At 70.7% G+C, this 14,503-nt stretch carries 7 protein-coding genes; 4 read left to right on the top strand and 3 right to left on the bottom strand.

Annotated features, from left to right (window positions below; all coding sequences use genetic code 11):
* Positions 1–160: 160 nt before the first annotated feature.
* Together K1J60_RS26905 and K1J60_RS26900 are read left to right on the top strand one after the other, a co-directional pair.
* Positions 161–1,093: an ABC transporter permease gene (locus K1J60_RS26905; protein WP_220648441.1), complete on the top strand. Its 933-nt coding sequence runs from the start codon at positions 161–163 to the stop codon at positions 1,091–1,093.
* Positions 1,086–1,937 (top strand): ABC transporter ATP-binding protein, encoded by an 852-nt coding sequence (locus K1J60_RS26900; RefSeq protein ID WP_220648440.1) that lies wholly within the window; start codon positions 1,086–1,088, stop codon positions 1,935–1,937. The genes K1J60_RS26905 and K1J60_RS26900 overlap by 8 nt, the downstream gene beginning before the upstream one ends.
* Before the next feature lie 24 nt (positions 1,938–1,961).
* On the opposite strand, the gene K1J60_RS26895 is transcribed toward K1J60_RS26900, so the two are convergent.
* Together K1J60_RS26895 and K1J60_RS26890 are read right to left on the bottom strand one after the other, a co-directional pair.
* Positions 1,962–3,056, bottom strand: a complete 1,095-nt coding sequence (locus K1J60_RS26895; protein WP_220648439.1) for a glycosyltransferase — start codon at positions 3,054–3,056, stop codon at positions 1,962–1,964.
* Positions 3,053–6,025 carry a bifunctional glycosyltransferase/CDP-glycerol:glycerophosphate glycerophosphotransferase gene (locus tag K1J60_RS26890; RefSeq protein WP_220648438.1) on the bottom strand — a complete coding sequence of 991 codons (2,973 nt, stop codon included), beginning with the start codon at positions 6,023–6,025 and terminating at the stop codon, positions 3,053–3,055. The genes K1J60_RS26895 and K1J60_RS26890 overlap by 4 nt, the downstream gene beginning before the upstream one ends.
* Positions 6,026–6,177: 152 nt before the next feature.
* Between K1J60_RS26890 and K1J60_RS26885 the strand changes: the two genes are divergently transcribed.
* Positions 6,178–7,221 carry a serine/threonine-protein kinase gene (locus K1J60_RS26885; protein ID WP_220648437.1) on the top strand — a complete coding sequence of 348 codons (1,044 nt, stop codon included), beginning with the start codon at positions 6,178–6,180 and terminating at the stop codon, positions 7,219–7,221.
* A gap of 271 nt (positions 7,222–7,492) precedes the next feature.
* Positions 7,493–9,409, top strand: a complete 1,917-nt coding sequence (locus tag K1J60_RS26880) for a serine/threonine-protein kinase (protein WP_398684292.1) — start codon at positions 7,493–7,495, stop codon at positions 9,407–9,409.
* A gap of 66 nt (positions 9,410–9,475) precedes the next feature.
* Here the strand turns inward: K1J60_RS26880 and K1J60_RS26875 are convergent, their stop codons facing one another.
* Complete coding sequence (locus tag K1J60_RS26875) at positions 9,476–14,449, bottom strand: NAD-glutamate dehydrogenase (RefSeq protein WP_220648435.1); 4,974 nt, start codon at positions 14,447–14,449, stop codon at positions 9,476–9,478.
* Positions 14,450–14,503: the final 54 nt, after the last annotated feature.

The raw sequence follows: 14,503 nt of genomic DNA, 5'->3' as shown, positions 1-14,503 counted from the left end.
GACGTCGAATCGGCTTACTCTCACGTTGCGACGATACGGTCCCGTCCCGACGTAAGAGCAGGGCAAGGGCGACGCGAGAAGCCACGAGAGCGCGGCCGAGCACGAGGCCGGGTACGCGGGACGCCCCCCACCAGCGACCTCACTAGCGAAAGCAGCGGATGTGAGCCAGGTCCTCCACACACCGCCCCCGACCACGGCGGACACCCCCCGAACGGCCCGCGCCGCCGAGACCCCGGCACAGCTGGCCGAGCGGTACGGCCTCAGCGTCAGCGGGGCCCGCCCCTCGCTCGCCGCCTACGTACGGCAGCTGTGGGCCCGGCGGCACTTCATCACCGCGTTCGCCACGGCGAAGCTGACCGCGCAGTACAGCCAGGCGAAGCTCGGCCAGGTCTGGCAGATCGCGAACCCCCTGCTGAACGCGGCGGTCTACTACCTGATCTTCGGCCTGCTCATGGGCACCAAGAAGGGCGTGCCGGACTACGTCCCGTTCCTCGTGACCGGCGTGTTCGTGTGGACCTTCACCCAGAGCTCGATCATGGCGGGCACCCGGGCCATATCCGGCAGCCTCGGCCTGGTCCGGGCCCTGCACTTCCCCCGCGCCTCGCTCCCCCTGTCGTACTGCCTGCAGCAGCTCCAGCAACTGCTCTTCTCGATGGCGGCGCTGGTCGTGATCCTGCTGGCCTTCGGCGTTCCGCTCGCCCCGTCCTGGCTGCTGATCGTCCCCGCGCTGACGCTGCAGTTCGTGTTCAACGCCGGCGTCGCGATGGTGATGGCGCGGATCGGCGCCAAGACCCCCGACATCGCGCAGCTGATGCCGTTCGTGCTGCGCACCTGGATGTACGCGTCGGGCGTGATGTTCAGCATCGACCACATGCTCGCCGACCGGAACATCCCGGCGTTCGTGCATCTGCTGCTGGAGTGCAATCCCGCCGCCGTCTACATCGATCTCATGCGGTTCGCGCTGATCGACAGCTTCCACGCGGGCCACCTGCCGCCGCACGTCTGGGCGATCGCGGCGGGCTGGGCGCTCCTCGCGGGCGTCGGCGGGTTCATCTACTTCTGGAAGGCTGAGGAGACGTACGGCCGTGGCTGACACCGTCATCAACCCCACCGTTCCCGGCACCCGGCGGGAGGCCGACCAGGTCACCGGCGGCGCCGCCCCCGAGCCCGTCCCGACCGTCGTCGTCGACGGCGTCGACATCGTCTACCGCGTCAACGGCACGGGGGCCGGGCGCGGCACCGCGACCGCCGCGCTCAACCGCATCCTGCGGCGCGAGAAGGCCGAGAAGGCGGCCGGCGTCCGCACGGTGCACGCCGTGCGGAACGTGTCCTTCACCGCGTACCGGGGCGAGGCCATCGGGCTCATCGGGACCAACGGCTCCGGCAAGTCGACCCTGCTCAAGGCCGTCGCCGGGCTCCTCCCCGTGGAGAACGGCCGCATCTACACCGACGGCCAGCCGTCGCTGCTCGGCGTCAACGCGGCCCTGATGAACGACCTCACCGGTGAGCGGAACGTCCACCTCGGCGGGCTCGCCATGGGCATGTCCCGCGAACAGGTCAAGGAGCGGTACCAGGAGATCGTCGACTTCTCGGGCATCAACGAGAAGGGGGACTTCATCACGCTCACCATGCGTACGTACTCCTCCGGCATGGCGGCCCGCCTGCGGTTCTCCATCGCCGCCGCCAAGGACCACGACGTGCTGCTGATCGACGAGGCCCTGGCGACGGGGGACCGCTCCTTCCAGAAGCGCTCCGAGGCGAGGATCCGTGAGCTGCGGAAGCACGCGGGGACGGTGTTCCTGGTCAGCCACAACAACAAGTCGATCCGGGACACGTGCGATCGGGTGCTGTGGCTGGAGCGGGGGGAGCTCCGCCTGGACGGGCCCACCGACGAGGTGCTGAAGGAGTACGAGAAGTTCACCGGCGGGAAGAAGTAGGGCCCCTGCGGGGCGCGGTGCCGTTCACCTTTCCAGGAAGGTGAACAGCGCCTCCCACCTGTCCACGATCTCCTGCGTCCCGTAGCGGCGGATGTTCTCCCTCGCCGTGTCGCCCATCCCGTCCCGCAGGGTCTTGTCGCTCATCAACTGGTCCAGTTTGCGGGCCAGTTCACCCGTGTTGCCGGGGCGGACCAGGAGGCCGTCCTCGCCGTCGCGCACGATCTCGTGGACGCCGGGCGCGCAGTCGAAGGCGACACAGGGGACGCCCATCGCCATCGCCTCCATCAGGGCGAGCGGGAAGCCCTCGCCCCGGGAGGACAGCGCGAAGACCGAACCGCCGCGCAGCGCGCCCGGGACGTCGTGGGTACGGCCCATCCAGGCCACCGAGTCGTCGAGACCGAGGGCCGTGCACTGCTTCCTGAGGAGTTCCTCGTCCTCGCCGGAGCCGTAGACGAGCAGCGTCCAGTCGGGGTGACGGGGCGCCACCTCGGCCCAGGTGTCGAGGAGCATGTCGACCCCCTTCTCGTCGCTGAGCCGGCCGATGCTGATGACGGCCTTCCCGGTGCGCGGCGAGGGCACCTCCGGCACCCACGGCACCGCGTTGGGCAGGTACGAGGCGTTGTTGAGACCCGCCCCGATCCACAGGTCGGCGTCCTCGCGGGTGAGGACGAGCATGCGGTCGACGTCCCGGTAGTAGGTGAGCACCCGCCGGAAGCGGGAGGAGCGGCGCGAGGTCTCGAAGGACTCGTGGCTCATCCCGATGACGGTCAGCCCACCGGTGTCGGCGAGCCGCACCCACTCCATCGCCCACACCTGGGTCACGATGACGACCCCGCCGGGCCGCGCGGCCCGGAACAGGCCGGTGAGCACGGTCGCCCTGTCCCGCATGCTCGCGTCCCGCGCCCGGCCGGGCGCCGGCGGCTGGCCGTCGTACAACCGGGTGGTGCGGTACGGGAGTTCACCGAGGGGGTGCGGGTCCTCGGGGGTGGTGATCCCGATGACGTGGACGCGGTGGCCCCGCTCGGTGAGCAGACGGGCCAGGTGATGGGACCAACTGGTCACACCGCCCGTCTCGTCCACGCTGTTGGACACCAGGAAGACGTCCCGCGCCCCGGTCACGTGCGCCTCCACTCGGAGAAGAACTGGTCGACGACGCTGCGGGCCGCCGTCCCCTTGTCGTACTCGCCGAAGTCGGCCGTGAACCGCTCCCGCGCGGCGGCGTACTTGAGGGTCTGCTCGTCCAGCGAGGAATCACGCAGGACGGTGTGCAGCTCGTCCTCCGTGCGCACGATCGGGCCCGGCGCGCGTTCGAGGAGGTCGAAGTAGGTGCCTCGGCCCTCGTGGACGTACTCCTCGTAGTCGTAGGTGAAGAAGAACATCGGGCGGTCCAGCAGCGCGTAGTCGAACATCACCGACGAGTAGTCCGTGATCAGCGCGTCCGCGAGGGCGAGGACGGGGGTCACGTCGTGGTGGCCGGACACGTCGACGACCCGGCCCCGGACCGACGGCGGGAGCACGACGTGGTTGAGGTAGTGGGCGCGGACGAGCAGCACGTACTCGTCGCCGAAGGTCTCGGCGAAGCGCTCCACGTCGAAGGGGAGGGCGAAGCGGCGCTGCCCCTGGTGGCGGAAGGTGGGGGCGTAGAGCAGGACCTTCTTGTCCGCCGGGACGGGCGGGATGCCCAACTCGGCGGCGAGCAGCGCGCGCCGGTCCATCCGGTCCGTCCCGTCCTTCCCGTCCTTCCGGTCCTTCCGGTCCTTCCGGTCCTTCTCCCGGGCCCGTACGAGCGCGTCGTTGCGCGGATAGCCCACCCGCAGCAGCACCTTCTCCCGCAGCCGGAAGGCCTTCGCGAGGGTGCGCACGTCGTGCTCCGAGCGGATCAGGAAGTGGTCGAAGCGGTCGAGGGTGCGCTGCTGTTCGGCCTGCTCGGCGCGGGACTTGAGCTTCCAGCCGGGCTCGTCGAAGCCCATGCGCTTGAGCGCGGAGCCGTGCCAGGTCTGGAGGTAGGTCGTGCCGGGACGCTTGGTCAGTTTCAGCGGGAAGCTCTGGTTGTCGATCCAGAACTCGGCGCGGGCCAGCGCCCGCAGATACGGCAGCGACCAGCGCCGGACGAGGGCCGCATCGGCCGGGAACCCCTCGGGGCGGCCCGCGTAGGACCACACCGCCTCGAAGTCGAGACCCTGGCGGCGCATCTCCTCGTAGATCGCCCGGGGGCTGTCGCTGTACTGCCGGCCGAGGTGACTTTCGAACACCACCAGACGCCGCTGCCTCGGCATGCGCTGGAAAACCTCGTGATAAAGGCGGATTTTGGTGTCTCCGGAGGTGACCTTCTTGCGCAGCGCCTTCGTTTTGCGGTAGCCGGACTTGGCGAGTTTGCCGGGCGTGCCCCGAAGGCCCCGGGTGACGAGGACGGTGGCCTTCTTGTCGGGGACCAGGCGGAACGCGAGGTGGCCGCGGGCGGAGACCTGCGGCTCGACCCGGTCGGCGACCAGCCGGGTGAGCCGCGGCCGGACCGGCAACTCGCCACCCGTCAGCCCCGGTTCGGCGGCCGTCAGCCGACTCGTCGTGCGCTCGCCGTCGACGTCGAGGTGGAGGCGTACGTCCCACACGGCGTCCACGATGCCCAGCGGGCGGAGCGTCCTGGAAACGTCGACGCCGGCCTGCCATGTGAGGTACGGACCGTCGTGCCGGACCCACGCGACCGGCACCCGGAAGGTCTGGAAGCGCACGCCGGGGCGGCGGGCGTAGAACTCCAGCGAGGCGGAGAGCCGGGCGTCGGCCGGGACGACCCCGAGGGGATTGGTGACGCGCCCGGCGAGACGGATGCGGCCACCGCCCCTGCCCGCGTCCGTCGACTCCTCGTACTCCGTCAGCTCGTTGCGCAGGAAGAGCTTCCCGACCGGTCGGGCGTGGTAGCCGAGTTCGGTGACGTCCAGGATCCGGCGCGCGAACTCCCCCTCCTCCCCCGGGGCGTCCAGGTGCTCGGCGCACCAGTAGATCCGCCCGTCGCGCTCGACGAGGGGCGCGGAGACCTTGTCGCGGTTGGTGAGCGTGTCCACGGCCGGCAGCAGGTTGTCCCAGTCGCCCATCCGCAGCAGATACGCGCAGACGGCGTGGATGGGCTCGACGTCGTCGTACGCGGCCGGGTCGATCGACGCCAGATAGGCGCGGGCCAGTCCGGCGAACTCCTGACGGTAGGCCGCGTCCCGGAAGGGCAGGTCACGCAGGTGCAGCACCAGGTCGTGCTTGAGGAACTTGACGTCCTTGTGGAACTTCAGCTCCGCCATGCCCTTGTCGGCGAGGAGCCGGTCCACCCGGCGGTGGATCTCCATCCGGTGCGCGAAGTTGGCGATCTCGGCCCGCCGGTTGCTGATCGACTTGGACTGCGCCTTCTCGACCACGTTCCAGTCGTAGACCCGGTTGGGGATCAGGGCGATCCGGCGGGCGGCCGCGTACGCCTGGGCGGAGAAGAAGAGGTCCTCGTAGTGGATGCCGACCGGGAACAGCAGCCCGCCCTCGACCAGGAAGTCCCGGCGGTAGCACTTGTTGGTGGACAGGGTGTCGTAGACCAGCAGGTCGGGCAGCTCGGAGACGGAGTCGAGGGTACGGGTGCGGGTGTACAGCCACGGGTACCACGGGACCTCCTTCCGGTTGCGTGTATCCACGTGGACGCGGACGCAGAGTCCGGAGACGAGGTCGGCGCCGGTGCTCTCGGCGGCCTCCAGCAGGTTCCGGCAGGCGTTGCGCTCCAGGACGTCGTCGCTGTCGAGGAAGACGACGTACTCGCCCCGGGTCTCCCGGATGCCCGCGTTGCGGGGCGCGCCGCAGCCGCCGCTGTTCTCGGGCAGCCGGTACGCGCGCACGCGGCCCGGGTGCTCGGCGGCGAGGCGGGCGGCCACCTCGTAGGAGCCGTCCGTGCTGTGGTCGTCGACGATCACGACCTCCACGCTCCGCAGCGTCTGCTCCAGCACCGAGCGGACGGCCGTGGGCAGCCTGGCCTCGTCGTTGTAGACGATCACGACGACGGATACGGCGGGTCGCTGGTCCACGTCCGCGTTCACCCCATCAATCCCGTTCGTTCCGTACATCCCTGCTTCTGCCTTCTACCCTCTATAGACCGTGGTGCGGTCGAGGGCCACTCGGGTAGATGTCGTCGGCGGTACGCCGGTTGCCTCATCCGCCTCTGACGGGTCGTTACCGCGATACGCTCCGGAGACGGGCTGAGCGGAGGGGGCGGTCGATGCGTGGGGTGGTACCTGAGCCGCTGCGGACGGAGGATCCGCGGGAGATCGCCGGGTATCCGCTGTACGCCCGGATCGGTGAGGGCGGCATGGGAACCGTCTATCTCTCCCGCAGCCGCGGCGGCCAACCGGTCGCGCTGAAACTGGTCCGTCCGGAGTACGCGAGCAGCCCCGCCTTCCGTGAACGGTTCGCCCGCGAGGTGGCCGCCGGGCGCCGGGTCTCCGGCTACCACCTGGTGCCGATCGTCGACCACGACGCCGGTGCCGAGCGCCCCTGGCTGGCCACGCACTACGTTCCGGGTGTCCCCCTCGACCAGGCACTGGAGACCCACGGCCCGCTCCCCGTCGCCACGGTCCTGCAGTTGCTGGCCTGCGCCGCGTACGCGCTGGACGCCGTGCACACCGCCGGAGTGATCCACCGCGACGTCAAGCCCGCCAACCTGCTGCTGGCCGCGGACGGGCCCTGGCTGCTCGACTTCGGTATCGCCCGGGCGGCGGGCGCGGCGACCCTGACCACCGCCGGACGCCTGATCGGCACCCCGCGCTACATGTCCCCGGAACACGCGCTCGGCCGCCGGGTCACCTCCGCGTCCGACGTGTTCGCGCTGGGCCTGATCGCCGCGGTCGCCGCGACGGGCAGCCATCCCTACGGGCGCGGCAATCCCCTGGCCATCGCCACGCGCATCGCAGCCACGGACGTCACCCCACCCGCCCTGGACGGCATCGACCGCCCCCTCGTCGACGTCATCCGCCGCTGCCTCACCGCCGACCCGGGCTCCCGCCCCTCCGCGGCCGCCGTCGCCGAGCACTGTGCCGGGGCGGCCCGCCGGGACGTCCGCGACTTCACGGGCTGGCTGCCGGCTCCTGTCGCCACCTCGGTGACCATCATCGAGACCGCCTTCCGCACGCTGTCCCTGACGGAGGCGCCGACGACCCCGACCCCTCATATCTCGGAGGCCCCGACGGCCCGCCGCCTCCCGCCGACGGCCCCGATCACGGTGAGGGACGAGGAATGGCGCCGCCGGGTGCGCCGGGAGCCGTGAGTCGGGGGGTGCGTTTGAAAAGCACGGGGCGCAGCCCCTGCTTTTCAGGGGCGCGGGGAACTGCGCGAGAAGCCCCACCGGACCCGCACCCGCCGACGAAACAGGCACCCCCGCCCCCTGCCGCGCACACAATCTCCCGGGAACCGCAACACCCACCCCAAGTGTCATAAGTGCCGTATAAGCTTCGGACCGCTCCAAGTGCCCGCACCGGCACCGGAGTTCGGCACCCGCACCGGGGGAGGCTCCCATCAGCAGCAGCACCGGCGACATCCTGAGCCCTCTGGGACCGCAGGACCCACGAGAGACGGCCGGCTACCACCTTCAGGCCCGCATCGGCGAGGGCGGCATGGGCACGGTCTACCTGTCGCACACCCGCGGCGGCCAGCCCGTCGCCCTCAAGGTCATCCGCCGCGAGTACGGCCAGGACGCCGACTTCCGCCGCCGTTTCGAGCAGGAGGTCCAGGCAGCCCGCCGCGTGCAGGGCTACCACATCGTCCCGGTCGTCGACCACGACACCACCGGCGAACTGCCCTGGCTGGCCTCGGCGTTCATCGCGGGCATCTCCCTGCACGACGCCCTCGTCGCCTTCGGACCGCTCCCCCTGCCCGCCGTGTTCCAGCTCGTCGGCTGCGCGGCCCGCGCCCTCACCTCCATCCACGCCGCCGGGGTCATCCACCGCGACCTCAAGCCCAGCAACATCCTGCTGGGCTCCCAGGGCCCGTACGTCATCGACTTCGGCATCGCCCGCGCCGCCGACGCCACCCACCTGACCCAGTCCGGCGGCCTGATCGGCACCCCGCAGTACATGTCGCCGGAACACGCCCTCGGCGAGCAGGTCACCCCGGCCACCGACGTCTTCTCGCTCGGCCTGATCGCGGCGGTCGCCGCCACCGGACGCCACCCGTACGGCGACGGCGGCGCCATCACCATCGCCGCGCAGATCGCCAACACCGCGCATCGCCCGCCCAGGCTCGACGGCTACGACGACCGGTTGCGCCCCCTGCTGGAGCGCTGTCTGACCGCCGACCCGGGCGAGCGCATCGGCACCGAGGAACTGGCCGCGCTCTGCCAGGAGTCGGCGGACCGGGGCCTCAGCGACTTCACCGGCTGGCTCCCGGAACCGCTCACCGCCGAGATCGCCCGCCGCGAGCTGTCCGCCCAGGCCCCGCCCCGGCCGACGGCACCCCAGATGCCGGCCGGGCCCCCGGTCACGCCCCCGGCGGCTCCCCCGACCGCCGCCCCGACGCCTCCCGCGGCCCCGCTCCACGACCCGGCGGCCCAGGGCCACGCGTACGCCCAGGGCACCACCCAGGGCGTGCCCCAGTCGGCTCCGACACCGCCGCCGACCGGCTTCGGCCCACCGGCCCAGGGCCAGACCCCGGCCCCTACCCCCGGCTACGGCTATCCGCCCCCGGCCACCGACACCTACAACCTCACCCCGCAGGCCCCCGCCCCCGCTCCGGCCGCGCCCAGGAAGGGCCGCCGCGGCCTGAAGGCGGCCCTGGTCGCCCTGGCTCTCGTGCTCGTGGCCGGCTCGGGCGCGGCCGCGGCCGTGTACGTGCTGGACGGAGGCGACGACGGCGGCACCTCGGCGAGCGGCGCCACCGAGGACGGCGGCAAGAGCGATGACAAGACCGACGACAAGGCGGTCTCCTCGCCGAGCCCGTCCCCGACCGGCACCGGGACCGGCGCGGACTCCGGCTCGGGCGACCAGGGCGGCGAAGGGAACGGCACGGACCCGAGCGCGTCCCCCACGATCCCCGCGAACGCCCAGTACACAGCCATCTTCGAGGGCAAGTCCTTCACGCTCCGCACCCCCGCGGGCTCGTCCTACGTCAACGTCGACTTCGACAAGCCGGAGGTCGACACCGAGGACGAGATGGTCGACACCCTGAAGGACATGTACCTCGACAACAGCTTCTGGTACTTCGACACGACGATGGGCAAGAGCGCGGGCACGACGCCGCAGGAGTGCGCCGAGGGCACGGGGACGGACGTGCTGCCCTCCAGCATGGACTCCGGTGCCTTCGGCGAGGACGCGGAGATCGACAAGGGCGTCAGGCTCTGCACGGTCACCAAGCAGGGCAACCTCGCCATGTACGAGATCACCGGGCTGACCCCGGGCGAGTACAGCTGGGAAGTCCCCACGGTGCAGGGAAAGCTGACCCTCTGGGAGATCACCGAGTAGCTCCGGCGACACCACGCACGCGGAAGGGGGCGCCCCAGCAGCTGGGGCGCCCCCTTCGCCGTACCCCTAGGAGTGCGAGCGCAGCAGTGTCCGCATCGTCCGCATCGCCACCGACAGGTTGGCGAGGTCGAACGCGTCGGAGCCCTGGATCTCCTCCAGGGTCGTGCGCGCCCGGCCCAGCAGCGCCGCGTTCTTCTGCTCCCACAGCTTGAAACGCTGCTCCGGCGTGGAGGAGCCGTTGCCCGCCGAGAGGACCTCGGCGGTGAGGGAGGCGTGGGCCGCGTACAGGTCCTCGCGGATCGCCGCGCGGGCCATGGACTGCCAGCGGTCGGCGCGCGGCAGCTCGATGATGCGGTCCATGAGCTGGGCGATGCGCAGCCGGTCGGCGAGGTCGTAGTACACCTCGGCGACCTCCATCGGCGTCCGGCCGACCCGGTCGGCGACGGCGACGATGTCGAGCGTGGGGAACGCCGACGAGAAGCCCGCGACCCGCGTGGCCAGCTCCTCGGGGACCCCGGCGCCCGTCAGCTCGTCGTAGATCTTCTGGTACCACTCCAGGTCCGCGCCGCGCAGCAGCTTGGGCAGCTCACCCCAGACCAGCTGCACACCCTCCTTGAAGAAGGCGATGGTCCCGCTGAGCTCCAGCGGCTGCGGCCGGTTGTTGAGCAGCCAGCGCGTGCCGCGCTCGACCAGGCGGCGGGAGTGCAGCCGGATCCGGGTCTGGACGGCCGCGTCGACCTTGTTGTCCAGGCCCTCGACCGCGTCCCACACCGCACCCGAACCGAAGATCGCACGGGAGGCGGTCTGCGCCCGGACGATCTCCTCCAGCGAGGCCCCGGTCTCCTCGCGCAGCCGGTGCAGGAAGCTCGTACCGCCTGTGTTGACCGTGTCGTTGACCAGCAGGGTCGTGACGATCTCCCGGCTCAGCGGGTGGCTTTCGACATGCTCGGGGAACCGTTCGTGCAGCGCGGTCGGGAAGTACGCGTGCAGCAGCTTGCGCAGGTACGGGTCGTCCGGCAGCGAGGTGTGCAGCAGTTCCTCGGCGACTGTGATCTTCGTGTAGGCGAGGAGGACGGCCGTCTCGGGGCCGGTGAGGCCGTGCCCGGTGCCGAGGCGCTCGCGGATCTGCCGGTCGGTGGGCAGGAATTCGAGCGCCCGGTCGAGGTGGCCCTCCCGGACCAGGTGACGCATGAAGCGCTGCTGGGCGTGGAGCATGTCCGAGGACTGGGCGAGGGCGTTGGCGATCGCCGTGTTCTGCGCGTAGTTGTTGCGCAGGACGAGCCGGCCGACCTCGTCGGTCATCTCGGCGAGCAGCTTGTTGCGCTGCTTGACGGTCATGTCGCCGTCGGTGACCAGGCCGTTGAGCAGGATCTTGATGTTCACCTCGTGGTCGGAGGTGTCCACGCCCGCGCTGTTGTCGATGGCGTCGGTGTTGACCCGCCCGCCGTTCTGCGCGAACTCGATCCGGCCCAGCTGGGTCAGGCCGAGGTTGCCGCCCTCGCCGACGACCTGGACCCGCAGATCCCGTCCGTCGACGCGGATGGCGTCGTTGGCCTTGTCGCCGACATCGGCGTGCGACTCGGTCGACGCCTTCACATACGTACCGATGCCGCCGTTCCACAGCAGGTCGACCGGCGCCTTCAGGATGGCCTTCATCAGGTCGGCCGGGGTCATCTTGGCGACCTTGTCCTCGATGCCGAGGGCGTCCCGGATGTGGGCGTTGATCGGGATCGCCTTGGCGGTGCGCGGGAAGACGCCGCCGCCGGTGGAGATCAGATCGGTGTCGTAGTCGGCCCAGCTGGAGCGGGGCAGCTCGAAGACGCGGCGGCGCTCGGCGTAGGAGGTGGCCGCGTCGGGGCTGGGGTCGATGAAGATGTGCCGGTGGTCGAAGGCGGCGACGAGCCGGATGTGCTCGCTGAGCAGCATGCCGTTGCCGAACACGTCACCGGACATGTCACCGATGCCGACGACCGTGAAGTCCTCGGCCTGCGTGTTCACCCCCAGCTCCCGGAAGTGCCGCTTGACCGACTCCCAGGCACCGCGCGCGGTGATGCCCATGCCCTTGTGGTCGTAGCCGGCCGAGCCGCCGGAGGCGAAGGCGTCCCCGAGCCAGAAGTTGTAGCTCTCGGCGACCTCGTTGGCGATGTCGGAGAAGGTCGCGGTGCCCTTGTCCGCGGCGACGACGAGATAGGTGTCGTCCTCGTCGTGCCGTACGACGTCCGCCGGCGGTACGACCTCGCCCGCGACCATGTTGTCGGTGATGTCGAGCAGCGCGGAGATGAAGGTCTTGTAGCTGCGGATGCCCTCGGCCAGCCAGGCGTCCCGGTCCACCGACGGGTCGGGCAGTTGCTTGGCGACGAAGCCGCCCTTGGCGCCGACGGGCACGATGACGGTGTTCTTGACCATCTGCGCCTTGACCAGGCCCAGGATCTCGGTCCGGAAGTCCTCGCGCCGGTCGGACCAGCGCAGCCCGCCTCGGGCGACCTTCCCGAACCGCAGGTGTACGCCCTCGACGCGCGGCGAGTACACCCAGATCTCGAACGCCGGCCGCGGCGCCGGCAGGTCGGGGATGGCCTGGGGGTCGAACTTCATGGAGACGTAGTCGTGCGGCTTGCCGCCGGCCGCCTCCTGGAAGAAGTTCGTGCGCAGCGTCGCCTTGATGACGGTGAGGAAGGACCGCAGGATCCGGTCCTCGTCGAGGCTGGCGACCTGGTCGAGCGCGGCGTCGACCTCTTCGAGGAGCGCGTCGACGATCTCCCGCCCGGCGCGCTGGCGGTCCGGCGACATCCGCGCCTCGAACAGCGACACGAGCAACCGGGTGGTGTGGACGTTGTTGCGGAGGGTGTCCTCCATATAGTCCTGGCTGAAGGTGGACCCGGCCTGCCGCAGGTACTTGGCGTACGCGCGCAGCACCATGGCCTGCCGCCAGGTGAGGCCGGCGCTCAGCACGAGCGCGTTGAACCCGTCGTTCTCGGCCTGCCCGGTCCAGGTGGCGGCGAAGGCCTCCTGCACCCGCTCCCGGGCGTCGTCCCCGGCGTAGTCCACGCTCCCGGCCTGCGCCCTCGGCATACGCAGCCCGAAGTCGTAGATCCACGCGGTCGTCCGGTCCGCGCAGCGCAGCTCGTACGGCCGTTCGTCGATGACCTCGACGCCGATGCGGTTGAGGACGGGCAGCACCGCGGAGAGCGAGACCGAGCCGCCCTTGCGGTAGATCTTGAAGCGGCGCTCGTCGGGCGCGGCGCCCACCGGCTCGTACAGGCTGAGCTCGAAGTCCTCGTCCTGGTCGAGCGCTTCGAGACGGCAGAGGTCCGCGACGGCGGCGCGGGGGTTGTGGTCGGCCTTGTACCCCTCGGGGACGGCGTTGCCGTACTTGCGCAGCATCTCGGCGGCGCGCTCCTCGCCGACCTCGGCGTTGAGCGCCTCGGCGAACCCGTCGGACCAGGACCGGGCGGCCTCGACGAGTTTGGCCTCCAGGCGGTCCTTGTCGGCGTCGCTGAGGTGCGGCAGTTCGGTGCCCGGCTGGACGCGGACCACGAAGTGCAGCCGGGAAAGGATCGACTCGGTGTTCCAGGCGGTGAAGTCGACGCTGATACCGCCCAGTTCCTCCTTCAGGATGTCGATGATCCTGAGGCGTACGCCGGTGGTGTAGCGGTCGCGCGGGAGGTAGACGAGGGCGGAGTAGTAGCGCCCGTACTCGTCCTGGCGCAGGTAGAGCCGCAGCCGCCTGCGCTCCTGGAGGTAGAGCACGGACGTGACGATGGACCGCAGTTCGTCGGCCGGGGTCTGGAACAGCTCGTCGCGCGGGTAGGTCTCCAGGATCTGGAGCAGGTCGCGGCCGTCGTGGCTGTTGGGCGAGAACCCGGCGCCGACGAGCACCTCGTCGACCTTGCGGCGGATGACGGGCACCCGGCGCACGGACTCGGTGTACGCGGCGGAGGAGAACAGCCCGAGGAAGCGCCGCTCGCCGATCACGTTCCCCTTGGCGTCGAACTTCTTCACGCCCACGTAGTCGAGGTAGGACGGCCGGTGGACGGTGGCCCGGCTGTTGGCCTTCGTCAGGACGAGGATCTTGTGCTCACGGGCCTTGGCGCGGGCGTCGGCGGGCAGCCGCTCGAAGGAGGAGCTGACGGGGTGGTCGTCGGGGCCGGCGTGGTGCGGGTCGGAGCGCAGGATGCCGAGCCCGGTCCCGGCGACGGCGGCGAGCGAGTCGTCCTCGCGCAGCTCGTACTCCCGGTAGCCGAGGAAGGTGAAGTGGTCGTCGGCGAGCCAGCGCAGCAGCTCGCGGGCCTCTTCCACATCCTGTTCGCGCAGGTCGTCGGCGGTGTGCTCGGCGGGCAGCCCGTCGGCGATCCGGACCGCCGCGTCCCGCATCTTCTCCCAGTCCTCGACGGCCTCGCGGACGTCGGACAGGACGCGCAGCAGATCGTTGGTGATCTGCTTGAGGTCCGCGCGGTCTGTCTCGCGGTCGATCTCGACGTGGATCCAGGACTCGATGTGCGCGTCGTGCGGCAGTGTCTCCCCGGCAGCCACGGCGGCGGACGCCGCGGCGACGGCGGCGGGGTCGATGATCAGCTCGACGAGCTTGCCGGTGACGTCCCGCCGGACGACGACCTGGGGGTGGATGACGACATGGATCCCGCGTCCCTGCCGTGACAGCTCGTTCGTCACAGAGTCGACGAGGAAGGGCATGTCGTCGGTGACGACCTCGACGACGGAGTGGCTGGACGTCCAGCCGTTCTCCTCGACGGTCGGGGTGTGGACCCGCACGTTGGCCGTGCCCTGGGGGCGGTTCTCGGCCAGTCGGTAGTGGGAGTGGGCGGCTCCGAAGACGTCGACCGGGTCGCGGCCGCTCAGGTCCTCCGGGGCGGTGTGCAGGTAGTAGCGCTGGAGGAACGCGAGCACGGTCTCCCGGTCGGGGATGTCGGACGTACTCTCGCTCGTCGTCCCAGTCGGTAGATACCCCCCGACCGGGCTGTTCTCAGCTACCCGGGCGGCCCGTTCGAGCAGCTCGGCCTTGGCTTCGTCCAGCTTGGTCTGCATTGTCCTCTGGCTCCTGTCGCGCGCCGTTGCGTGACGTAGAAGGAAGTACGAACT

The organism is Streptomyces akebiae (assembly GCF_019599145.1).
Taxonomy (GTDB): Bacteria; Actinomycetota; Actinomycetes; order Streptomycetales; family Streptomycetaceae; genus Streptomyces; species Streptomyces akebiae.
This window is presented reverse-complemented; position numbering and strand designations above follow the sequence as displayed.

Excerpts from the sequence above, each read along its gene's own strand:
- K1J60_RS26875 (WP_220648435.1), bottom strand. The coding sequence starts at position 14,449 with ATGCAGACCAAGCTGGACGAAGCCAAGGCCGAGCTGCTCGAACGGGCC.
- K1J60_RS26885 (WP_220648437.1), top strand. The coding sequence starts at position 6,178 with ATGCGTGGGGTGGTACCTGAGCCGCTGCGGACGGAGGATCCGCGGGAG.
- K1J60_RS26890 (WP_220648438.1), bottom strand. The coding sequence starts at position 6,025 with ATGTACGGAACGAACGGGATTGATGGGGTGAACGCGGACGTGGACCAG.